Origin of the sequence: Halalkalibacter nanhaiisediminis (assembly GCF_007830185.1) — a bacterium.
Lineage (GTDB): Bacteria > Bacillota > Bacilli > Bacillales > Bacillaceae_D > Halalkalibacter > Halalkalibacter nanhaiisediminis.
The window spans coordinates 1-22,624 of the sequence record NZ_VLKZ01000008.1 but is presented as its reverse complement, the minus strand read 5'-3'; the positions used below and the strand labels follow the sequence as shown (position 1 = coordinate 22,624).

At 39.3% G+C, this 22,624-nt stretch carries 24 protein-coding genes and 1 other annotated feature; of the genes, 20 read left to right on the top strand and 4 right to left on the bottom strand.

Translation table 11 applies throughout. The annotated features are described in order from the left end of the window. Positions 1 to 11: 11 nt before the first annotated feature. A complete protein-coding gene (locus IQ10_RS13870) occupies positions 12 to 602 on the top strand; it encodes a cob(I)yrinic acid a,c-diamide adenosyltransferase (protein ID WP_144451095.1) in 591 nt (196 codons plus the stop codon). 116 nt (positions 603 to 718) lie between these two features. Further along, the gene (locus IQ10_RS13865) at positions 719 to 1,633 is read left to right on the top strand and encodes a VanW family protein (RefSeq protein ID WP_144451094.1); all 915 of its coding nucleotides are present in this window, start codon (positions 719 to 721) and stop codon (positions 1,631 to 1,633) included. 65 nt (positions 1,634 to 1,698) lie between these two features. Here IQ10_RS13865 and IQ10_RS13860 read toward each other — a convergent pair whose 3' ends face one another. Further along, complete coding sequence (locus IQ10_RS13860) at positions 1,699 to 2,925, bottom strand: serine hydrolase domain-containing protein (RefSeq protein ID WP_144451093.1); 1,227 nt, start codon at positions 2,923 to 2,925, stop codon at positions 1,699 to 1,701. Positions 2,926 to 3,366: 441 nt separating this feature from the next. Here IQ10_RS13860 and IQ10_RS13855 point away from each other — a divergent pair, with 441 nt between their 5' ends. From IQ10_RS13855 to IQ10_RS13845, 3 genes are all read left to right on the top strand, one after another. After that, entirely contained in the window at positions 3,367 to 4,329 is a 963-nt protein-coding gene (locus IQ10_RS13855) for a M23 family metallopeptidase (RefSeq protein WP_144451092.1), read from the top strand. Positions 4,330 to 4,472: 143 nt separating this feature from the next. Further along, positions 4,473 to 4,847 (top strand): hypothetical protein, encoded by a 375-nt coding sequence (locus tag IQ10_RS13850; protein ID WP_242009836.1) that lies wholly within the window; start codon positions 4,473 to 4,475, stop codon positions 4,845 to 4,847. Between the two features lie 302 nt (positions 4,848 to 5,149). Further along, positions 5,150 to 5,929 (top strand): TerC family protein, encoded by a 780-nt coding sequence (locus tag IQ10_RS13845; protein ID WP_144451214.1) that lies wholly within the window; start codon positions 5,150 to 5,152, stop codon positions 5,927 to 5,929. An 85-nt stretch (positions 5,930 to 6,014) separates the two neighbouring features. On the opposite strand, the gene serA is transcribed toward IQ10_RS13845, so the two are convergent. Beyond that, on the bottom strand, positions 6,015 to 7,637 hold the full coding sequence (gene serA, locus IQ10_RS13840; protein WP_144451090.1) for a phosphoglycerate dehydrogenase: 1,623 nt from the start codon (positions 7,635 to 7,637) through the stop codon (positions 6,015 to 6,017). A 90-nt stretch (positions 7,638 to 7,727) separates the two neighbouring features. Beyond that, positions 7,728 to 7,961 (bottom strand) — a binding site (T-box leader). A gap of 196 nt (positions 7,962 to 8,157) precedes the next feature. Between serA and IQ10_RS13835 the strand changes: the two genes are divergently transcribed. Further along, positions 8,158 to 9,213, top strand: coding sequence for a M14 family metallopeptidase (locus IQ10_RS13835; protein ID WP_144451089.1), 1,056 nt, complete (start codon positions 8,158 to 8,160; stop codon positions 9,211 to 9,213). Positions 9,214 to 9,359: 146 nt separating this feature from the next. Then, positions 9,360 to 10,073, top strand: a complete 714-nt coding sequence (locus IQ10_RS13830; RefSeq protein ID WP_144451088.1) for a FadR/GntR family transcriptional regulator — start codon at positions 9,360 to 9,362, stop codon at positions 10,071 to 10,073. Positions 10,074 to 10,118: 45 nt separating this feature from the next. Here the strand turns inward: IQ10_RS13830 and IQ10_RS13825 are convergent, their stop codons facing one another. Further along, on the bottom strand, positions 10,119 to 10,367 hold the full coding sequence (locus tag IQ10_RS13825; RefSeq protein WP_144451087.1) for a ferredoxin: 249 nt from the start codon (positions 10,365 to 10,367) through the stop codon (positions 10,119 to 10,121). A 250-nt stretch (positions 10,368 to 10,617) separates the two neighbouring features. Between IQ10_RS13825 and IQ10_RS13820 the strand changes: the two genes are divergently transcribed. The 5 genes from IQ10_RS13820 (at position 10,618) to IQ10_RS13800 (ending at position 14,565) form a co-directional block, all read left to right on the top strand. Continuing rightward, positions 10,618 to 11,679: a YpbB family protein gene (locus tag IQ10_RS13820; RefSeq protein ID WP_144451086.1), complete on the top strand. Its 1,062-nt coding sequence runs from the start codon at positions 10,618 to 10,620 to the stop codon at positions 11,677 to 11,679. After that, positions 11,669 to 13,186, top strand: a complete 1,518-nt coding sequence (locus IQ10_RS13815; RefSeq protein ID WP_144451085.1) for a RecQ family ATP-dependent DNA helicase — start codon at positions 11,669 to 11,671, stop codon at positions 13,184 to 13,186. Before IQ10_RS13820 ends, IQ10_RS13815 begins: the two co-directional genes overlap by 11 nt. After that, entirely contained in the window at positions 13,183 to 13,785 is a 603-nt protein-coding gene (locus IQ10_RS13810; protein WP_144451084.1) for a CPBP family intramembrane glutamic endopeptidase, read from the top strand. The genes IQ10_RS13815 and IQ10_RS13810 overlap by 4 nt, the downstream gene beginning before the upstream one ends. Before the next feature lie 13 nt (positions 13,786 to 13,798). Further along, positions 13,799 to 14,041 carry a hypothetical protein gene (locus tag IQ10_RS13805; RefSeq protein WP_144451083.1) on the top strand — a complete coding sequence of 81 codons (243 nt, stop codon included), beginning with the start codon at positions 13,799 to 13,801 and terminating at the stop codon, positions 14,039 to 14,041. Between the two features lie 65 nt (positions 14,042 to 14,106). Next, positions 14,107 to 14,565 carry a DUF2663 family protein gene (locus IQ10_RS13800; protein WP_144451082.1) on the top strand — a complete coding sequence of 153 codons (459 nt, stop codon included), beginning with the start codon at positions 14,107 to 14,109 and terminating at the stop codon, positions 14,563 to 14,565. A gap of 67 nt (positions 14,566 to 14,632) precedes the next feature. Here the strand turns inward: IQ10_RS13800 and IQ10_RS13795 are convergent, their stop codons facing one another. Next, entirely contained in the window at positions 14,633 to 14,869 is a 237-nt protein-coding gene (locus tag IQ10_RS13795) for a hypothetical protein (RefSeq protein WP_144451081.1), read from the bottom strand. A gap of 511 nt (positions 14,870 to 15,380) precedes the next feature. Here IQ10_RS13795 and IQ10_RS13790 point away from each other — a divergent pair. From IQ10_RS13790 to IQ10_RS13755, 8 genes are all read left to right on the top strand, one after another. After that, on the top strand, positions 15,381 to 16,592 hold the full coding sequence (locus tag IQ10_RS13790) for a M20 family metallopeptidase (protein ID WP_144451080.1): 1,212 nt from the start codon (positions 15,381 to 15,383) through the stop codon (positions 16,590 to 16,592). Between the two features lie 178 nt (positions 16,593 to 16,770). Next, complete coding sequence (locus IQ10_RS13785) at positions 16,771 to 17,301, top strand: RNA polymerase sigma factor (protein WP_144451079.1); 531 nt, start codon at positions 16,771 to 16,773, stop codon at positions 17,299 to 17,301. After that, positions 17,298 to 18,140: a hypothetical protein gene (locus tag IQ10_RS13780; protein ID WP_144451078.1), complete on the top strand. Its 843-nt coding sequence runs from the start codon at positions 17,298 to 17,300 to the stop codon at positions 18,138 to 18,140. The genes IQ10_RS13785 and IQ10_RS13780 overlap by 4 nt, the downstream gene beginning before the upstream one ends. Positions 18,141 to 18,491: 351 nt before the next feature. Beyond that, positions 18,492 to 19,253, top strand: a complete 762-nt coding sequence (locus tag IQ10_RS13775; RefSeq protein WP_242009835.1) for a metallophosphoesterase — start codon at positions 18,492 to 18,494, stop codon at positions 19,251 to 19,253. Between the two features lie 167 nt (positions 19,254 to 19,420). Next, complete coding sequence (locus IQ10_RS13770) at positions 19,421 to 20,341, top strand: MerR family transcriptional regulator (RefSeq protein ID WP_144451077.1); 921 nt, start codon at positions 19,421 to 19,423, stop codon at positions 20,339 to 20,341. Between the two features lie 117 nt (positions 20,342 to 20,458). Beyond that, complete coding sequence (locus IQ10_RS13765) at positions 20,459 to 21,058, top strand: genetic competence negative regulator (RefSeq protein WP_144451076.1); 600 nt, start codon at positions 20,459 to 20,461, stop codon at positions 21,056 to 21,058. Positions 21,059 to 21,198: 140 nt separating this feature from the next. Beyond that, positions 21,199 to 22,122 (top strand): D-alanine--D-alanine ligase family protein, encoded by a 924-nt coding sequence (locus tag IQ10_RS13760; RefSeq protein ID WP_144451075.1) that lies wholly within the window; start codon positions 21,199 to 21,201, stop codon positions 22,120 to 22,122. 96 nt (positions 22,123 to 22,218) lie between these two features. Beyond that, positions 22,219 to 22,548, top strand: a complete 330-nt coding sequence (locus IQ10_RS13755; protein WP_144450609.1) for a helix-turn-helix domain-containing protein — start codon at positions 22,219 to 22,221, stop codon at positions 22,546 to 22,548. The last annotated feature ends 76 nt before the right edge of the window (positions 22,549 to 22,624 follow it).

Genomic DNA, 22,624 nt, shown 5'->3' with positions numbered 1-22,624 from the left:
GGTAGAAGAACATGAGATTATATACACGTACAGGTGATGAAGGAAAAACAAGTGTTATTGGTGGAAGATTACCGAAGGATGATATTCGCGTCACTTCATATGGAACAACGGATGAGGTAAACTCATTTGTTGGACTTGCAATCGCGCAATTAGATGATGAACTCTTTCCTGACATTAAGCCTGAATTAGTTAAGATTCAGCACGAGCTATTTGATTGCGGTGGCGATTTAGCGATGTTAAAAGTAACCGAACAACGCCCTTATAAAGCAAAACAAGAAATTGTTGATTTTTTAGAAGAGCGAATTGATGAGTACATTAAAGAAGCACCTGAGCTAGAACGTTTTATCTTGCCAGGGGGGGCAGAAGCAGCAGCGACGATTCATGTTTGTCGTACAGTTGTAAGACGCGCAGAACGTCATGTCGCTACACTGCAATCTGAAACGGATGTGATCAATCCAATTGTTTTAAAATATTTAAATCGTCTGTCTGATTATTTCTTTGCGATTGGTCGAGTGATTAATCATCGCTTACAGGTAAAGGACGTTGAATATGAGCGTAGTGCGATTGTCTTTCGTGGTGGAAAAAGAAAAGAAGAGAAGTAAACGATAAAAGGAGATGGCTAATCATTTAGCTGTCTTCTTTTTTCTCTGAAATAATGGCATCATTTTTTTCCTCGATCATATATTGAAATGCGTGTGCAGGATAGGAGGAGGATATGATGAAAAGAGGTTGGTTGCTGATCCCAATGCTCCTCGTAGTGGGGGGAGAGTATGTCTCAGCTGATGAGAACGAAAAAATAGCCAGAAATCATTCCATGTTAAACGAACAAGTAGCTTATAAAATACCCGTTCATTGGGAGGTGACATTGGGTGATGATTGGAACGGAAAAGCTTATTATGTCGTGATGAATGATTTTGGATATTTGACAGATGAACAATTGCATGAAGAAGAATTACGTCAATTTGCCAGTGAACTTGCCTCGCAAATTGATACACCGATGCAAAATGCAAAAATTGATGAAAATGGTGAGCTTATTTATGGTAAAGAGCGAGTCATATTAGCTGAAAGTGACCTTGTCGAACAGCTATTATCCTTACCTATTGGTGAAAAAGAAGTGCAGTTACCGATCGAAGTAACAGAACCAAATGTGTCAAAAGAAGACGTCATTGGCATTGATAAAAAGGTGATAGGTGAATTTACAACTTATTTTAATCAAGGAGTGGCAGGTAGATCGGAAAATATTGTTTTATCTTCAAATGCTATTTCAAATGTTGTGCTCGGACCAGGAGACAGTTTTTCCTTCAATCAAACAGTAGGAGAGCGTACGGTTGAGCGAGGCTATCAAGAAGCAATGGAAATTGTGAATAAGGAATTTGTGATGGGAATTGGCGGGGGAATCTGTCAAACGTCCTCAACCTTGTTTAATGCCGTTGATGCAGCAGGCTTAGAAATGGTTGAACGTTATTCACATTCTCGCGATATTGGTTATGTTCAAGAAGGGAGAGATGCGACGGTTTCTTGGGGAGGTCCTGATTTTCGTTTTACTAATCCACATTCTTATCCTGTGCTTATTAAATCTCATGTAAATATCGATCGAGGAGAGATCACCGTAACGGTTCATACACATAAATAAAAATAGTAGAGCCAGTTATGAAAAGATTCATCATAACTGGCTCTACTTGTATTTATAACATGAATTTACCCATCTACCTGCGCTTCTTGACGGAGATCAGCACCTGATTTTAACGTTTGATAAACAGCTGATTCAAACTCGAGGAAGCCTAAGTACGACGCCACATCTTGAAAAGGGAAGACTTGAGAAGCGAAAAATCCACCAATGCCGTTTTCACGATCAATCCAGTAGAATAGATTAGCAAGTCCTGCCCACATTAATTGGCCTGCTGGTCGACCTGTTGGAGTAGGGTCCTCGTTTATTTGGAATGTATAACCCCACGACTTTTGCACACCTGGGAAGAACTCCCCGTTATTAGCTAGCGATGGGTCGGATGTGATCCATCCATCAATCTTTAATGATCCACTAAGCCCGTTTTGAGCCATTTGTGCGACCGTTTCTGGTTCGAGTACACCTCCTCCGTCATTTAGGATCATCCTAATAAACTTCATATACTCCCCAACGCTCGCATACAAACCGTGTCCTCCCATATCCATTTCTGGATTGTCGGGTAGCTTGAGATCAGGCATTGGCGTGAGCGCACCATCCTGGGCACGATTATGGATGGTTGCACGTCGTTCCATCATCGACGGTGTTAGTGAAAATCCGATGTCCTTCATTCCTAATGGGACAAAAATATGTTCAGCCATTACGTCACCTAGACGCTTACCGCGAACGGCTTCGACGACTTTGCCAACCCAGTCAATGTTAACGCCATAGTTCCATTGTTCGCCTGGCTCAAATAACAGCACATTTTTAACGGAGTCAAAGGTACTAGTGAGTATAGAAGGTACGTCCTTGGCATCTCGATATTTTCGGTCTTCATGACTAAAGAACTCATAACCAAAGCCAGCAGTATGGAGCATCAGCATTTCTATTGTAATGTCGGTTCGAGGTGATCTTAGTTTCGGTTGTCCATCTGCATCAAATCCTTCGAGGACTTTTATTTCGGAAATCTCAGGCACATACTTATTGACTGGATCATCGAGCCTTACTTTGCCTTCTTGAACCAATTGCATCAATGCTACACCAACAATTGCTTTAGTGGTCGAGAAAAGAGCACACACTGTGTCGGTTGTCATAGGTGTTTCTTTCCCAAGTTCACGTACGCCTGCTGAACCCTCGTAAATATTGCCATCTTTATCAGTTACCATCGCTACGATACCTGGGACACCTCCAGCACGACCTACAGCGTTTTCCAAAACTTTATCAATCGTTTCTTTCAAAGCACTCTCCATTGCTTCCCTTGCCATCTGCCATCATCTCCCTCAGAGTTAATATTTCTGTATTTTCTGAATATTAAATCTAAATTAGAGTATCATATTCAAATAAAGCAAGTCAAATTATCTATCATAAGATCTTGTACCTCCTTCTCAAAGCTATTTATGTTCAGCCTTATCCCCTCTGTTAATGAGATAAGATAGATCAATGAAATGTTGTCTAGCTTTTGACATATCTCTTTTATTATCATTGCATAATTTCAAGGAAATCACTTCATACTAAAAACGTCTTAAAGGAGGTGAACAGTGTATAAGGTAGGCAAAAATAATTTGAAGAAAAAGCATACAAAAATACGCTTAAAGGGTTTATTGTAAAAAATAGGAATAGTTGAACAATCGTCAGCATAGAATAAACTGTATGTGAATGAAGTGAAAAAAAAGGAAAATAACTTCTCGATACATAAGGAGGAAACTATGCTTGACTTTGTAAAACGTGTTTGTATTGCTCTAGCTTTGGCAGCATTTATTGGTCTGCTTTTTCTTGGAACGACAACGACATTGGCAGCAGAAAAAAATCTTCCAAATGAGCTGTATGAATCGCTCATTTGGCCTACTGTTGGTGAAGTGACGGATACATATGGGACAAGGAGTGGAAAGCATTATGGAATTGATCTTGCTGCTCCTGAGGGAACGCCCGTTGTCTCGATTGCAGACGGTACCGTAAGTCGTTCTTATTATTCAGATTCGTATGGTCATGTTGTGTTTGTGCAACATGACAATGGATTGGAGACAGTTTACGCTCATCTTCATCAAAGGCTAGCAGAAGAGGGACAAGTATTAGAAGAAGGAGAGCAATTAGGGACAGTTGGTAATACAGGTCGCTCCTTTGGAAATCACTTGCATTTTGAAGTACATGCAGGTAGTTGGAACCTCGAAAAATCCGAAGCAGTTGATCCTTTTCTCGTTCTCTCAAATGAACCAGAATATATGTACGCAGCTTTAGGTGAGGCTTCACCTTATGGCCAAGATTGGAGATCTCGCGAAGTCACCACAGTCATGAGCTCTAAACAAGAACAAGCTACGATAAAGGATAGTGAAAAACTACGTCATGATGAAGTGGAAATGGATAATCCTAGTGAGGAATCAGTCGAAGTCGTTGTACAAGCAGGAGATACTCTTTGGAGTATAGCATCGCATTTTCAAGTATCGATCGATAAGCTAAAAGAGTGGAACTATTTAGAGAATGATCTGCTTTCCGTTGGCTCAATTCTTACCATATATCCGTCAGTAGCTGATTATGTAATCAGTGAGGGAGACACTCTCTCTGCCATTGCTAAAGAACACGAGGTAACAGTTGAATTGATTATGAAAGAAAATGATTTAGAGACAGATCTCATCGTTCCAGGTCAGGCATTATCCATCAATGAATTAGAATAATTAAACACTGTAACGCTTCACTAATTTAGAAAGAATCGCGTCTTTTTGACCCCCTATCCTCTATAAAAGCCTTGTCGAATATGGTAAAATTAAGTCAATAATCGACGTCGGTATGTAGATGATACGAATGGGGAATGGGAAAAATGAATGTTAGGACTGAGCTGTTTAAATGGCTAAATGAACAAACGGATTTAAGTAGTTCTCAAGTTGATTTAGTTGATGGATTTGTTTTTATGCTGCGTAAAATGAAACAGCATGGATCGATCAGGCTGATAGATGATCGACAAATTCACCCGCGCTTCTGGCGTACTCATGATCGCACGTTTGGGTATCAGCTAATGGGTAAAAAAAGTAAGCAGAAGCGTGCTCATCTTTATCAATTTTATATCGATATAGCCTTTACAGAACAGCTTGTTCAACAAAGTGGAAATAAAGTCATGTTAACAGATGCAGGAAATGATTATCTTAGTCAAAAAAGAGATTATCAGCTGGATTTGTTATTTTCTCATATTTGGTAAACATGATCATGTAGGATTTAGGAGTCTCTTTTTTTAAGAGAATACATCAGAATGAACATACATCAAACTAAATCTTATCGGCAAACATAGTACTTTGATTGATTCAGGTAAGTGACATTAAAATGTCATCCGTCCACAAAGAAGGAAGCAGTACATCAAAGTCTTTATGACCATGACAGATCTTTGCCGTTTGGGTAGGGGTCTATTTGTTTACGAACTCTCTACAAATTTGGATAGAGGGTTTTTTCTTGTTAACGGTTAAGTTTTCTAATAGGAATTGAAAAGAGGAATGACAAGTGGATATGGCAATTTGGCTCGAGTATGCATGGGTTCTACTTGTATTAATCGGTCTTGAAGGAATACTCGCTGCAGACAATGCAGTTGTTCTTGCAATGATGGTTAGACATTTACCAGAAGATAAACGGAAGAAGGCTTTGTTTTATGGACTTGCTGGTGCCTTTATCTTTCGCTTTGCCTCGCTCTTTCTTATCGCCGTCTTAATTAATGTTTGGCAAATCCAAGCAGTAGGAGCTGCTTATCTGCTCTATCTATCGATTAATTTCCTTGTTCGAAAATATTTGGTCAAAAAAGAAGAGAAGCATACGGTACGAACGTCAGCTGATGGATTTTGGAAAACGGTTATTAAAGTGGAGCTAGCGGATGTAGCATTTGCTGTTGATTCAGTGTTGGCTGCCGTTGCTCTTGCGATGACGTTGCCTGAGACACCATTGCCAATGATTGGTCGACTTGATGGTGGACAATTTCTCGTCATCTTAATTGGTGGTTTAATCGGAATTGTCATTATGCGCTTTGCAGCAGGTGCGTTTGTAAAAGTGTTAGAAAAACGTCCAGGATTAGAAACAGGTGCCTACTTAATCGTAGGATGGGTAGGGGTGAAATTAGCCGTGTACACGTTAAGTCATCCTGACGTTGGATTAGTAGCTCATCATTTCGCAGAATCTTCTGTTTGGAAAGTCATCTTTTGGGGTGTCTTACTTTCTATTGTCGTGATTAGTTGGTTTTTATCGAAGCCGGCTAAGCAAGAAAAGGGAAGCAGTGGAAATAATAGTGAGTCATCTTAAGCAGACGACCCAAACGTCATAATAGCAATATAAAAGAAGGATCTGATTCACATGTATGTGAGTCAGATCCTTTCTTATTTTTAGCTTAGCATTCGATTGTATCACACATATGAATGTCATCCATTTCACGCAAAGCTTTAAGTACATCTTCATCAATCAATTTATCAACGGCAAGCATCATTATTGCTTCTCCGCCTTCTTCTTTACGTCCAACTTGCATTGTCGCAATATTAACGTCATGTTCTGCAAGTAATTGACCCATGCGACCAATGACACCAGGACGGTCATTATGTTGAATGTAGAGTAAATGTCCTTCTGGAACAAAATCCACATTAAAGCCATTCACATTTACAATACGGGCACCGTATTCTTTAATGTAAGTTCCGCGTAATTCAAATGTACGATCTTCACCACGAACAATCGCATGAATCATATTAGAGTAACCATACGTATCATTAAGTTGCTTTTCACCGAAGCTGATTCCACGTTCTTTCGCAATAAGGCTTGCATTCACATCATTCACGGCAGCATCAACTCTTGGTTGCAAGAATCCAGCCATGAGACTACGTGTTGTAATCGATGTTTCAAGTTCAGTAATCGTACCACCATAGTAAACATCAATTTCTTGAACTGGTGTACGCATCACTTGTGAAAGAAGGTTACCCATTTTTTTCGTTAAATCATAATATGGTTTTACCTTCTCATATACTTCTTTAGAAAGAGTAGGTAAGTTAATGGAGTTACTTGCTGGCTCGCCTTCAAGGAAACGAATAACTTCCTCAGATACTTGAGCAGCTACATTTAATTGTGCTTCTTTCGTAGAAGCCGCAATATGTGGCGTTGCAATGACATTATTAAACGCTAATAGCTCTTCATCAGCAACAGGCTCTTCTTCAAATACATCAAGTGCTGCTCCAGCAATATGACCATTTTTTAAATAATGCTTTAGTGCTTCTTGATCGATGATTCCGCCACGAGCACAGTTAATAAGAAATACACCAGGCTTTGTTTTTGCGATATTTTCCATACCTAGAAGGCCTTTTGTTTCTTTTGTAAGTGGTGTATGAACCGTAATAATGTCAGCATTTGCAAGTACTTCATCAAGTTCAGCCGTTTGAACACCGATTTTTTCTGCACGAGCTTTTGTTAAAAATGGATCAAATACGAGTAAAGACATTTCGAACGCTTTTGCACGCTTCGCTAACTGTGTACCAATACGTCCAAAACCTACGATACCAAGTGTTTTACCACGAAGTTCGAAACCTTGAAATGCTTTACGATTCCATTCACCAGCTTTAATAGACGCGTTTGCTTGTGGAATATTTCTCATCACTGACATGATCATCGCAAATGTATGCTCTGCTGTTGAAATTGTATTTCCATCAGGTGCGTTCACAACGACAACCCCGCGCTTTGTTGCAGCATCAAGGTCGATATTATCAACCCCAACACCAGCTCTTGCGACAATTTTTAGGTTTGGCATTTTATCAAGTAACTCAGCTGTTACAGTTGTTGCACTACGAACAAGTAGGGCATCAAATTGAGTTAAATCTTCAACTTCATCAACGTACTTTTCGACAATCACAACATTTTCGCTTTCAAGTAAAGGAAGTAACCCTTCTTTACTCATGCTATCTGATACCAAAATTTGATACTGTACCTTTGTCCCAGTGTTGTTTGGACGATCAGCGACTGCTTGCTTGTTCATGCTCTACACTCCTCATTCAATCTGTTTTTTTAGGAATTTAATTATGAAAACGTTATAACAAAAAAACCTTCAGCCCACACGACGAGCGTCGTGAGGGGCGGAAGGTTCAAACCGCGGTGCCACCCTCATTCTTGTACCGCATGAAATAAGGCACATCTCAGGGAGAATAATCTCCAAGCTAACGGTTTTACCCGAATACATCTACTAAAAATGTTCGACGCATGAACTCCGAAGGGCTATCTAGAATGGACCAAACTAGTTCACAGCAACCACTAGCTCTCTGAATTGGCTTCTCATTCTGTCATTCTTCATCATCGTTTTTTCCTATGTAAAGTTGTCTTTGAATCATAAATAAATAGTATTAATTGTTTGATAATTTACCATATCAAAGCCCGTATGTCAATTAAAATGACGAACAAAATTATTATTTTTTTCTGGAATGCACGGATTTAGGGGTTGAAATTGGTCGTATGGGATTTAAATTGGATTCATATACATAATTTAGGGAGGAGGGACTCAATTGAAATATATCGTCCGTAATGGAGATACCATTGCTAAAATAGCAAGCACATACGGAATCAGACCGTTTGATTTACTATTATTTAATCCTGCTATTTATTCTGAGAATAGTTATGTGCAAGAAGGGATGGAGTTATTCATTCCTAGACATGATCATCAAGGTGAGGCGACAGACCTTTGTTATGAAACAGAATTTGGTCATAGAGATATAGTAACATTGCTACCTGAATTAACAAAAGCAGATGTGCGTGTTGAGGTAATTGGCTACTCCGTTATGAAAAAACCGCTTTATGCGTTTTCGATTGGGAGAGGAAAAAAGGAAATATTCTATTCAGGTGGCTGGCATGCAAATGAGTGGCATACGAGTAAATTTTTGATGACTTTTTTGCAGCAATTGACAAAATATGATCAAGAGAAACGGCTGTGGTACGACTATGATGTTAGTCATATTTTAGATGAGGTTACCCTCTATATAGTACCCTTAGTCAATCCTGACGGTGTTGACCTCGTTTTACAAGGTGTGACAAAAAAACATCCATACTACGAGCAGATTTTGGAAATAAATAAAGGGGTAACGAGGTTCGATCATTGGTCTAGCAATATCCGAGGTGTTGATTTAAATCATCAATGGCCAGCAGGTTGGGAGCAGGAAGCATTAACGAGTCCTAAAAAGCCTTGGCCAAGGCATTATAGTGGGCCAGCACCGTTAACAGAGCCAGAAGCGATTGCGATTTATCAATTAACGTTCAAGCACTCGTTTGAATATGTATTAGCTTTTCATTCGCAAGGGCAGGTTATTTATTGGGGGTACAAAGGGATGGAACCGAAAGAGAGTGAAGAAATGGTCACTCGTCTTTCTCGTGTGAGCTCTTATACACCGATTCAAACAGCGGATAGTGATGCAGGCTATAAAGATTGGTTCATACAAGAAACAGGACGCCCTGGGTTCACGATTGAAGTAGGTATAGGAACCAACCCCCTCCCACCCTCAGCTTTTGCGGAGATATGGTCAAATAATATCCTATTAGCATTAGAAGGACTAACCCTGTATCAATAGGTCATGTATCATTCTAGTTTGTCTTTTTATGTGAAAACAGCCTCTATACTTGCTCTAAAGGATATCTCATCAGTTGCGAAAAGATGGAAACAACGATACAATTTAGAGCATGAAAGAGATAGAAGAGACATAACGGGGTGTGGGCTATGGCAATTCAGCATGTGCGACCAAAGAAGATCTATGAAATTATCGCTGAGCATGTAACAGAGATGATCAAAAATGGGGAAGTAAAGCCTGGTGATCGCTTGGCCTCAGTCCAACAGCTTGCTGAAGATTTTAACGTAGGCCGATCTGCTGTGAGAGAGGCTTTAAGTGCTTTAAAGGCCGTTGGTCTTGTTGAAATTCGCCAAGGAGAAGGAACCTTTGTGAAAAAAATTGATCACAACCTAGCAGGATATGCGATTCCTTCCGCAGCATTAATGAAGCAGGAGGATGTAAGACAATTGTTTGAAATTAGAAAAATTGTTGAGACTGGTGCAGCGTCACTTGCTGCAGCAAATCGCACAGCTGATGATCTGGTGGAAATGCAAAAGCATCTAGACGAAATGAACCGAGCCGTAGGAGACGGAGAATTGGGCGAAAAAGCAGATGTAGAGTTTCATATGGCGATTGTCCGTTCAACTCGAAATGATATGCTGTACAAACTTCTTGAAACTGTTTCTGATACGATGCAGGCTTCAATGTTTGAAGCACGAAAAATATATCTTTTTTCTGAAAATAATAACATGAAAAAGCTATATGAAGAACATATGCAAATCTTTACAGCGATAAAAAATCAAGATTCAAAAGAAGCGTATGAACATATGATGAATCACATTTCTGGTGTAGAGCATTCATTATTTCAATCCGAAAATAAATGATAAAAAAGGGAGACTCGACACGAGTCTCCCTTTCATCATTAAAGCCTATTCGAATTTAAGTGCATCGCCGTCAAATGACTCGTCTGCTACTTTAATTGAATCCGTTGGACAGCCTTCCTGCGCATCAATCATATCTTCTTCAAGCTCGTCAGGAACAGCAGTCGTACCTTGGTTGTCATCAAGAATTACAAACGCAATCCCTTCATCATCATAATCATAAATATCTGGAGCAGCAGCGCCACATGCGCCACATGCGATACATGTGTCTTTATCGACAATTGTATACTTTGCCATCAAGAAAACCTCCATTTTTCATTTCCTATTCAACCTTATTCAATATAGTGGATATTTAAATAAGTGTCGTTTCTTCTGACCTATTGTAAAACGGATTGGCAAACTTTTCAACCAATTCGTTGCTTTACATACTGAAATTTTTCAGCTTACTATTTTATTTATTCCCTCCTTCCTTTTTTTCACCCCTTTTAAAGTCGGGAATTTGGTACAATAAAAGGAATGAGGAATTAGCTAGTGGGTGATGTAGGAAATGGATACAAGACAAGGTGTTATCGCGACAGTTCTCGCTGCATTTAAAGCGGAAAGGTCTATTTACGGGGCGTATCATTTACTAAAAGGGAAGAAATCTGCACAAACAATTCAAGATGGTTCCTTTTTTTCAATTCTTGCCTACTTTGGCGTTCTTCCGACTTTAAGTCGTGCGGAAATTGAAAAGGATATTGAGGTCATGATATCCAATCAGGAGGCAGTTTGCACCTATCATGACAACATTTTGCTAACTGAACTAGGACAAGAGAAGCTTAAGCAATTTCACCTAGAGCGCCCCCTGCTCAGACATTTAAAAGGGTGGCAGTACCATTCATATACAGAGACGGTCTGGCAGAGGTTGTGTCTATATTTGCAGGCGTTAAGTCATTTGCAAGCAGAAAATCATTCGTTTTACCCAATTACGCATAAGACTCACATTCAAGTGTGGGTAAAACAACATTTGCCTCGAGCACATGAAGATCGAGAACAACTACTTGCATTGCTTCATGATGAATTAGTCACTTTTTTATCAACTTGTCAAAATGAGCAAGGATTAATATTTGTTCATCAATTGTCGGGAAAAGGAAAAATTGGCTTGACGAGAAAGCAGCTAGCTGAGCAAATGAATATCGATGAAACGGACCTTTATCTTTCTCATATTGCAACCTTACATCAATTGTTCAGGATAATCGAAAATGAACCAGAGTTGTATTCTGTGTTGTCTAGATTTACAGAAGATATGAAAAAGGAATTTGTTTTAACCGAATCAGCGAGGCAAACCTTTTATATGCTAAAACAAGGCCATACGGTTCAGGATATAAGTAAAAGACGTAAGCTAAAAGAAAGTACGATTGAAGATCATATTGTTGAAATTGCGCTAGTAGATCCACATTTCTCACTCGCACCATTTGTAAATAAAGAAATCGAACAGGCTATTCTTACTTTATTAGAAGGGCTTCAAACAAGTCGGTTGCGTGAGTTAAAAGAAAAACTTCCAGAAACAGTAACTTACTTTATGATTCGTCTCGTATTAGCAAGGAAGAAGGTGGACCATGGAACTTGAAGTGGCACTGCAAAAATACTTTGGTTACCCGAGTTTCAGGCAAGGACAGAAAGAAGTCATTTCAGAACTCATGCAAGGACGTGATGTGATGGCAATGCTTCCGACTGGAACAGGAAAGTCGATTTGTTTTCAACTTCCAGCAATGCTTTCTCCTGGAGTGACCATTGTCATTTCTCCACTACTTTCTTTAATGGAGGACCAAGTTCAACAAATGCGGAGTGAAGGGATAAAATCGGTTGTCGCGATTAACAGCTTTATGAATAGAGATGAACGGGACGATGTTTTGCGACGCTTGCACTCCTTTAAAATCATTTATATTTCACCAGAAATGCTGCAAGTGGCATACATTCAAAAGCGACTTTCACAACTTAAGATTGCCTATTTTGTCGTGGATGAGGCTCATTGTATTTCTCAGTGGGGACATGATTTTAGACCTGATTATTTAAGACTTGGTGATGTATTAGAAAGACTTGGCCACCCTCCGTGTCTTGCTTTGACCGCGACAGCAACACCGGCTGTGCAAGAGGATATATGTGAAAGGCTAAAAATGACAGAGCCATCAAAACGTATCTATTCGGTTGATCGTCCAATGATTTCCTATCGCGTCGAGCATTGCCAAACAGCAGAAGAAAAAATCGAACGCGTAAAAGAACTTGTACGGACATTAAACGGTCCTGGAATGATCTACTTTTCAAGTCGTAATTGGGCCCAAACGTGTGCAAGACTACTGAAAAAGGACGGAATCGACAGGGTTGCTTATTACCATGGCGGGTTATCGACGGAGGACCGGCTTTTAATTCAGCAGCAATTCATGAATGGGCAAATTGATGTGATTTGCTGTACGAGTGCATTTGGGATGGGTATTAATAAAAAAGATATTCGTTATGTTCTTCACTTTCATTATCCAACTGAGCTTGAGTCATACGTTCAAGAAATGGGAAGAGCTGCACGAGATTGTAAGCCTAGTGTTGCGATTCTGTTGTATAGTGAAGAAGACAGGGGCCTTGCCCGAATGCTCATTGAAGGTAAGCAAATATCTGATGATCAGTTAAGGCAGCTGCTAGTTGAGATTAATCAATTAACGGAATGGGATTCTAGAGTAGAAAAAATGCTGATGGAGCGTGTTGGCTGTCATGAAATAGCTCTCCGGGCGATTTTGTATCAATTGGAAATAAGAGATGTCCTGATACATGATCAAATCAAAAGATTTTCTGTTGATTCAATGTATACAAGTATACGTGAGTTTTGGCAAAATCATTTTTATCATAAAAAGGCCAAGCTTGAAGCATTTGAACGCTGGATCGAAACAAAGCAATGTCGGCGTCAAGCGCTGCTGACTTATTTTTCTGAGGAGCTCCTCACGCGACCAGATGAATGCTGTGATCGGTGTGGGGCGACATTAGCGAGGTTCTTGGTCAATCAAGAAGGGCATGAAAAAGAGCCACTAAAGCCTTGGAAAGAAGCACTTGGAGAACTTTGTGGTCAAAGTGAATGGGTGCGACAATGAAGCGACAAAAAGAGATGATAGCGACGCTTACGGATAAAGAGCTCGTCCTACAAGTTTATTTCACTCAAGCCATAATGATTGTACTGGCCTTTATTTTCGGTTTCTTTTTGTTTGGTAGCTGGTCAGAGGTTGGTGCTTTATTCAAATTTGATTTACAACGTATCGTCCTCGTAGGAGGGGTAGTAGCTGTTGTAGTCGTTTTGCTTGATCTCCTTTTGGACCGTTATTTACCAGAAAGTTGGCTTGATGATGGCGGAATTAATGAGCGAGTGTTTAGAGGATTAACGTTACCAAGATTACTTGCGCTTTGCCTTGTTGTCTCGATTGTTGAAGAATTATTGTTTCGTGCTGTCCTGCAAACAGCCTTTGGTCTGGTCATTGCCAGTACGATTTTTGCGGTGATTCATTTTCGTTACTTAGATAAACCTGTCCTATTTTTAAACGTCTGGCTCGTTAGCTTTGGTCTTGGTATAATTTTTCTATGGACGGGTAATATTCTTATAACCATTTTTGCCCACTTTTTAATCGATTTCATTTTAGGTCTGTGTATTCGATATCAATATCAAAAAAAGGAAAAAGTTTCATATGATTCAGAGTAGGAGAGTGAGGACGATGGTTGAAAAACGTAGCAAACAAGATCAAGCCATTATGCTCCGTCAACAAATGGAGCATTATCAGACAGAAGATCGTATCGAGAAAGAAGAGAAGCAATCTCTTCCACCTCGTGCAAAGTATCATAAGCAGAGAAAACAAAAATTAAAAGTTAAATTTTCATTTCCGTTAATTCGTTTGTTAGTCTTGTTATTCTTTGTATTAATCATTGTTGCCCTCACTTCTCCGTACTGGCTTCGCTAACAATCTGTGATTTCTCATTCTAGGTCTAGTCCCTTTTTCATAAAATAAGGACTAGAGGTGAGAAGATGAAACAATTTAAAGAACGGAATATGAAAGGTATAAATGACCAAGGGATTGTCAATGTGATGGTAAAGGAATTGGTTATAAGAAAAAACAAACTTGAAAAGCTTGAAAAGGCCAAGGTGAATTGGTCATTGTTTACGTTAATGTGTCTGGCAATTTTTCTTTTGTTTGGTTACCAGTTAATCATCGGACAAAATGGATCATTTGGAAATAGTATCTTAACAGAGTTTACAAAGAGCCCTTTTCTTTTCGTTTTATTGCTCCTTTTTACAATTAGTTTTATTGAAATTCATTTTTTTGAGAAAAAAGCAACAAAGGCTGAAAATGAATTTGAAGCTTTACGAATGGAATTGATTGAAAGGAATACAGAGCTTTGGCCAAACGATGAGTCGTGGGAGGTGAGGGATCGTCTCTATTCGTACATGAAAGATAAGCACAATATTAATTTATACTATAAATAAAAGACACCTTTATCAATTTTTGATGGAGGTGTCTTTAGGTTGGATTAAGCATATGGGCAACATTATTTCAAGATGACTTTGAAAGAACGGACTTAGCAGGCTGACCGAAAAAAAGGTAGGTAGAGCGGCAAAAAGCAAATTCGTGTATTTGTATCATTTGATCATTAAATGAGTGAATTTGACCAAATGCAATCGTTTTCTTCTGCTTTGAGCAGAAAACTTCAACAGGAATTCCTAAACGGTAATTAAAGTCAAGGTCATTATTAGTGACGAGCGATTTGTTTGTCAATTTACTCAAATACATGATGATCACTCCTTCATGATAGTTGAAATTATTCAGAAATGTAAGCGTTTTCTATGTGTTGTTAATTTTAGTATAGCGTTATTTTTTCAATTGTTCAATTCATTTGTGTAATTTTCTTACAATTTTTTTAAGGCTGATTTGTCAATAGCTCGAAAAAGATTCTTTGAATTGTCACATTGTTAGCCTGGTCAGACAAATAATCTGTGTTAAGATTTTGTTAAAAATAAATCGTTTGATGCGATCGAGGAATTTGAAAATAAGGAGTGAATAGATCATGACTGCTGTACAATTACTCGCTGTTCTTGGTTTTGGATTTTTAGCAATGACTGTTGCTGTTGCAATGGCGATCTACATGCTTAAGGTATCTGAGAGTTCGGAATAATAATGAATAGAAACTGGCATCTAAATTAGGTGCCAGTTTTTTGATTCCTTTTTCTGTAACTTTCCTTTGTAGGACTGTTTTCTTTTTGTGGCTTGAAAGGTACAATAGAGCTATAAGGAGGGACGTAGAATGGTAGAATGGCTGATGAAGAGATTAGAAGATCTGTATCCTGAAATGGTTGAGTTACGCCGCATTTTTCATGCTGAACCAGAGCTCTCATTTGAAGAAGAGAAGACCCCAGAAAGGATCGCTGATTATTTGGAGCATTTGGGGATTGAAGTGAAGAGAGGCGTCGGTGGGCGTGGTGTTGTTGGTTACATAAGAGGTGGAAAATCTGGGAAAACCGTTGCTCTTAGGGCTGATTTTGATGCGTTGCCGATTCAGGAGGAAACAGGATTGCCATTTGCTTCAAAACGTCCTGGTGTGATGCATGCTTGTGGGCATGACGGACATACAGCGACCATGCTTGTCCTTGCTAAAGCGTTAGTGGAGCAGCGAGATAAGCTGGAAGGAACGGTTGTCTTGATTCATCAATTTGCGGAGGAGCTTGCGCCAGGCGGAGCCATCGCTATGATCGAGGACGGATGTTTAGAAGGTGTAGATGCGATCTATGGCACTCATTTATGGTCACCGATGCCTCTTGGAGAAGTAAGATATCGTCACGGTGCAATTATGGCTGCTGCTGACCGTTTTGACCTTGTTATTCATGGTCGTGGTGGACATGGAGCTAGTCCGCATGAAACAATTGATTCGATTGCAGTAGCATCGAGTATTATTTTGCAATTACAGCATATCGTCAGTCGAAATGTTAATCCCCTAAAATCAGCGGTTCTTAGCATTGGCTCCTTTCATGCTGGTGGAGCATTTAATGTCATTGCAGATTCAGCGTCTATTGTTGGGACTGTACGAACGTTTGATCCAGAAATCCAAGAAATGATTATAAAGCGAATCGAAGAAGTTATAAAAGGTATATGTGATGCAATGGGTGCAACATATACTTTAGATTATAAAAAAGGATATCCTGCTGTTGTAAATGATCCATATGAAACGAATCGATTTGTTGAATTAGCGAAAACCGTTCATGCAAAGGAGCTTGTTTTTGAGATGGAGCCTGTCATGGGTGGAGAAGATTTTGCTTATTACTTACAACATGTTCCAGGTACATTCTTTTTTACAGGAGCAGGAAATGAAGAAAAAGGGATTGTCTACCCACACCATCACCCGAAGTTTGACTTTGATGAAGCGGCGATGCTCATTGCTGCAAAATGCTTAGGTCGAGCTGCAATTGGGTTTTTGTCAGTTAGTGAACAAGCTGAACGTAAAAAAGAACAAGCATTATAATGATTAATTACGTAACCATCTTCTCGATTAGGAAGATGGTTATTTTTCATTTAAAGTAAGTTTTATATTGAGAATGAAACCTTTTTAAATATCATAACGTTCTATAGATGAAAGACCGATGATATCACTGAAGCAATAGATAGAGAGATTGTGTACACCGAAATCGGAGGGCTAGCTCATGGATGAACAACTAGTATTGCGCGCAAAGCAAGGAGATGATGATGCCTTTGGGCAGTTAATTGAATGTCACTTGAAAACAGTGGAAAAATTTGCTTTTCAATTAGGGGTTGAGCATGATCAAGTGGAGGATGTGACCCAAGAGGTATTTATCAAAGTGTATCGCTTTTTACACAAGCATAACCGCGGTAAATTTACAACATGGTTATATTCGATTACATTAAATGTCGTGAGAGACCTGTATCGTCGTGAAAAACGCCAAAAGCGGAAAGAATATGCGCTGAAACGAGTCGTTTCTGAGACGGCATATGTCGAGGGACATTTTGATGAGGAATCAAGAGCACTGCATGAATGTATCCGATTACTTGACGAAAAATATAAAATACCGATTATCCTTCATTATTTTCACGATCAACCGTATCAAGAAATTGCTGAAGTACTTGGAGTGAGTGAAGGGGCTATCAAAACAAGGATGCTTCGGGCAAAGCAGCAATTAAAAGGAAAGTTCGAAAAAGTAGGTGAACAAATATGAATGATCAACAGATGAAGGATATGCTTGATAAATTAAAAGAACATTATGATGACATGCCGACTAAATCATCCTCGACGGAAATTATGTCACACATTAAAAAGGAAAAACGTCCTCGGTGGGGAAGCTTTTTTCATAAATGGCAAGCAGTGGCGATGATTGTACTGGCTCTTGGAATTGGTAGTGTGCTAACGATCGGTCAGTTAGGAGAGTTTGGATCAAGCTTTCATTTAAATGATGAATCAATTACAGAAACAGAAGAAGCAGAAGTTCGTACATTTGATGAACCAGCGGAAGAATCGACTACAGAAGAAAGCGCAGCAGTCGAGGACCGCACACAGGAGCAAGAAACGACAACAGAAGTGATCATGATTGAGGGGATGGAAGAGACAATTACAGTCAAAGATGTATTTGATGATACTCTTGGCTTTTCTACGAAAGTAGATGAACGTTATGAAATCGAAACAGTTTCTACAGCTGAGAGTTATTCGCTTCAAGTGTTTGCTAGTTATACAGGTGAAAGAGTGACACCTTTCTTTTTTAGTGTAACGGCGTATCAACAAGTCGAGTCTTTAAATGAATTAGAGTCATTAATTGGGGAGGAATATACTGAAGCGGGCTATACAGAACGATCTAGTGAAGGCTGGCTCCCTCAGCAAGAAACAGAGCTGAGCTTCGTAAAAGTGCTAAGCTTTGAAGCGCATGGCACTCAATCTCAAATTGGGATAGTTGAACACAATGATACGTATTACACTTTTACTGTTAACTGGCATGGTGAAGCGCTTGAGCGGGTTGATGCTGATACGCGTGTCATTTTGCGCCATGCGCGATTTATAGAATAAGGAAACTTCTCTAAGCCCACTCACGTCGAGCAATGCCAAGTACCTACATCCTGTAGGCAACTTCAAGTACTTCCTTACGAGGGCAGAGGTATTTGCTGAACGACTTTTAAAGGTTGTTCAGCTTTTTTCATGATCGTTATTGTCATTGCTTTAGCTTTTGATATTCCAAGTGGCAGTTTGACAGGAATCGAGCTTTTATTGTTTGCTTCATATGGTATAATGAATGTCTGTTTTCACTTAAAATGATAGCGAGGGAGTCAGTGAGGCCGTATCTTGCTGGCTTGTTTTTGCCTTGAAAATAAGATGAACGAATGAAAATAAACTTGGCTTGTTTGTTAAAGGGGCTAGAAAATGAATACTGTGATCTATGTAGTATTTGGATGCGCAATATGTCTTGCGCTTTATATGTGGTATCAGGCTTTTTGCAATCGTATTCGAATTCATCGGCTGTCATACGATAAATTACCGACTGCATTTGAAGGGTACCGAATTTTTTTTATTAGTGATGTTCATCGCCGGTTAATTTCTTACTCGGTTATTGATGAGGTTAAAGGAAAAGCGGACCTTGTTATTATTGGGGGAGACTTATGTGAAAAAGGGGTCAAAGTAAGTCGAGTCGATGAAAACCTTAAACGCCTAGCAGCAATTGCTCCATGTGTTTTTGTTTGGGGAAATAATGATGAAGAAATCGGTATGGAAAAGCTACGGTCCCTCCTACAAAAGCATCAGATTGCTGAGCTAGTTAATTCAATAAAGGAAATTCAATTGAAAAATCAAGAAATGATTATTGCTGGTGTCGATGACGTCGGACATAGGCGCCATAATGTTGCAAAGGTGATTAAGGAAAGTAAGAATTCATTTTCCATATTAGTTAGCCATTACCCTACTATCGTTGACGAGTTCCCTAGCTCTCATCCATTTTCTTTAATGCTGAGTGGACATACACATGGAGGACAAATAAGACTTTTCGGTTGGGGGCTCCAAAAAAAGGGGCGTTTAATGAAGAGACGGTCTTATTTTCACTTAATTAGTAATGGATATGGGACAACAGGAATTCCAATGAGATTAGGTGCCCCTGCCGAAGCGCATTTAATTGTTTTATCTAAAAAGTAGCAGACTTTGTTTACAGGACTTATACAAAGTTTACACAATGTGTATCATCCGCTATACTTATCATATAAAATCGTTACACACTTAAGGTAGAATCCTTATCAGAAAAGTGGGGTTCTGTAACATAGAGCGGAGAGGTCGATTCGTTATCGATCATAGGGGGAAAGAATATGACTTCGAATGAAGGGAAATATAACATAAAGGCGATCTCTACCATGCTTGGTATCCAGGCAGGGACATTGCGAGCATGGGAGCGCCGCTATCATATCATCGAACCAATTCGAAATTCAGCTGGACATCGATTATACTCAGATGAACATGTTGCCATTTTACGTTGGCTAATAGATAAAGTGAACAAAGGATTTACAATTGGACAAGCTGTCGGTCTATTTGAAAAGGGTAATATAACATTGCAGACAGACTATAGCTATAACGAGCAGCATGAAGATTATTCTGTACAGCTGTCGCAGGAAATACTCGAAGCACTGCTTTCTTTTAAAGAAAATCAGGCTCATCAACTTTTAAATCAAGCATTTAGTTTATTTAGTATTGATAAAGTGACGATTGACATTCTCGGGACACTGCTTGTGAAAGTTGGGCATATGTGGGAGAATAATGAGATTTCGGTTGCGCATGAGCATTTTGTTACCTCTTTTTTGCGAACAAAAATTGGGAATATCTTTCACGGGATGCCGATTGATGGTTTTCTGCCTAAAGTCGTTGCCATATGTGGCCCAAACGAAACGCATGAGCTAGGACTAATGATCTTTACGCTGTTTTTACGTCGGAAAGGATTTGAAGTTATTTATCTTGGGGCAGGAATTCCGATAGAAGATATTGAGCTTGTGTTAAGAGAAGTCGATGCGAAGATGTTTTTTACATCTTGCACGATGGAAAGTAATGTGGATGCGACTGTAGAAGTTATCAATCATCTAAAAACGACATTTCCTTCTTTAATTATTGGTGCAGGTGGGTACGCCCTTGATGAGATGTTAAATGGAAGAACTGCTTCGTTTAATCAGTATCTTGTTGGCCAGACGAAGCAAGATTGGGAATTATGGTTGCAAGATCAGTTGAAATCACAAAATTAAAAAAGAACTCTTCTGATTGCGAACCTTCTTTTCTGTCCACTCATACCGTATAGTAAGACTTTTCTACGGAACGAGTAGGTGCAATGGTAGGGAGTTCGAGATAAGGGAGGGTGAACAATGCGTCTTGAACGATTGAATGGAGATAAATTCAAGGTTTTTTTAACCTTTGATGATATGAAAGAGCGAGGCATTACAAAAGAAGATTTGTGGCAGGATTTGCCAAAGGTTCATGATTTATTTCGAGATATGATGTTAGAAGCTGATGATGAACTTGGCTTTAAAATTGATGGACCGATTGCGGTTGAAGTGTATGCCATGCCAGCACAAGGGATGGTGATCATCGTAACAAAAGGTGTTTCGGATGATTACTTTGATCTTGACGATATTGAAGAAGGTTATATTGAAATGCAAGTCACGTTAGATGAAAGCGATGAAATTTTTTATGAGTTCTCTGATATCGAGGATGTGATTGCTCTTTCATCTAGATTGTATTCGCTAGGGGTTATAGGTGGTACTTTGTTTTCATTTGAGGGGTGTTATTATCTAAGATTTGATGAGTTAGATATCGAGGGAGTAGAAGAAGAAGGATTTGTCGCTCTACTATCTGAATTTGGAAGCCCTTCGACCGTGTCTACTTATCGTGTCATCGAGTATGGAAAAGAGATTTTGGTAAGTGAAGCGGTTCTCCGCTTATATATGACTTTTTTTCGTGAATAAAAAGGGCTGATGTTGTCGTGATCAGTCCTTTTTTCATGCTCTTGTGAGACGAAACTATGATACAATACTCTAGACTAGTTCCGAAAGATTGATGGGCGAATATACTAGTGGTACATATTGGAGTTAAGAGGTGAAGGTTGATGAAAGTGGCAGTATTGTATGGAGGAGTTTCAGCAGAGCGAGAAGTTTCACTCTCCTCGGGAAAAGGCATTATTGAAGCCCTTCAAAAGAGAGGTCATGAAGTGGTTGGGATTGACTTCAATCCAGCCCATTTAGATGAGATTATGAAGCTTGATGTAGATATGGTTTACATCGGATTACATGGACGATTCGGCGAGGATGGAAAGGTGCAGGCGCTTCTTGATATGCTAAACATCCCTTATGTTGGATCTGGTGTACAAGGATCGGCCCTTGCGATGGATAAAGCAAAAGCTAAGCTCTTTTTTGCACGTGATGGTGCAAGAGTAGCGCAGCAGCAAGTGCTTTTTAAGCATTCGTATGACAGCAAGCAAACAGAAATTACGTTGCCATTTCCGATCGTTGTCAAACCAAATCAGGAAGGCTCAACGATTGGGATTACTTTTGCACATAACCAAGATGAATTACGTGATGGAATTGATCAGGCATTTGAGCTTGATGAAACGGTTCTACTTGAGGAATTTATCAATGGAAAAGAAGTGACGGTTGCTGTGATGGGTAATCGTGGCAAGGAAAAAGCTTTGCCTGTTGTCGAAATTGTTCCAAAAAACAAGTATTATGATTATGAAGCAAAGTACGGTGCAGGGATGAGTGAGCATATTGTACCAGCAAGACTGTCTAATGAGCAGACTGCTTATGTACAAAAATATGCTGTGCTTGCTCACCAAGCTCTTGGCTGTGATATTTATTCACGCGTAGATTTCTTGGTTCCAGAAGACGGTAGTGATCCTGTCATTCTTGAAGTAAATACGTTGCCAGGAATGACACCGACGAGTCTTTATCCAGATGCTGCGCGTGAGATTGGGTTATCTTATGATGAAATGATTGAAGAGCTCGTCAAGTTATCATTAAACAAATATAAATAAGCGTAAATAAGGCTGTTGAGAATATAGTTGATATGCTCCCCTAAAGGTAGACAGATTAAAAAATAAAAATCTGTTTACCTTGGGGGAGCTTTTTCTATGCCTAATAGTAAGTTTTCGAAAGAATTTAAAAATGAAGTTTTGTTAGCTTATGAAAAAAGAGAATGCACCATAAAAGAGTTCTGTTCCAACTTTCAAATTACTGAGTATTCATTAAAAGAATGGATTAAGCAGTTTGAGAAATATGGATCAGAAGGTTTACAACAATCAACCACATGGAAAACATATTCTAAAGAGTTAAAAGAAGCAGCTGTAAAGGACTTTCTTTCAGGGAAATACTCCCCCTATGAAATCGTTAGTAAGTATGAAATTTCAAGTCGAACTGTCCTCCAAGGATGGGTTAACAAGTATAATCGTTATAGAGAATGAAAGGATACGTCAAAAGAAAGGACGAGCTCTATGACTAAAGGGAGAAAAACGACTTGGGATGAACGAATTCAAATTG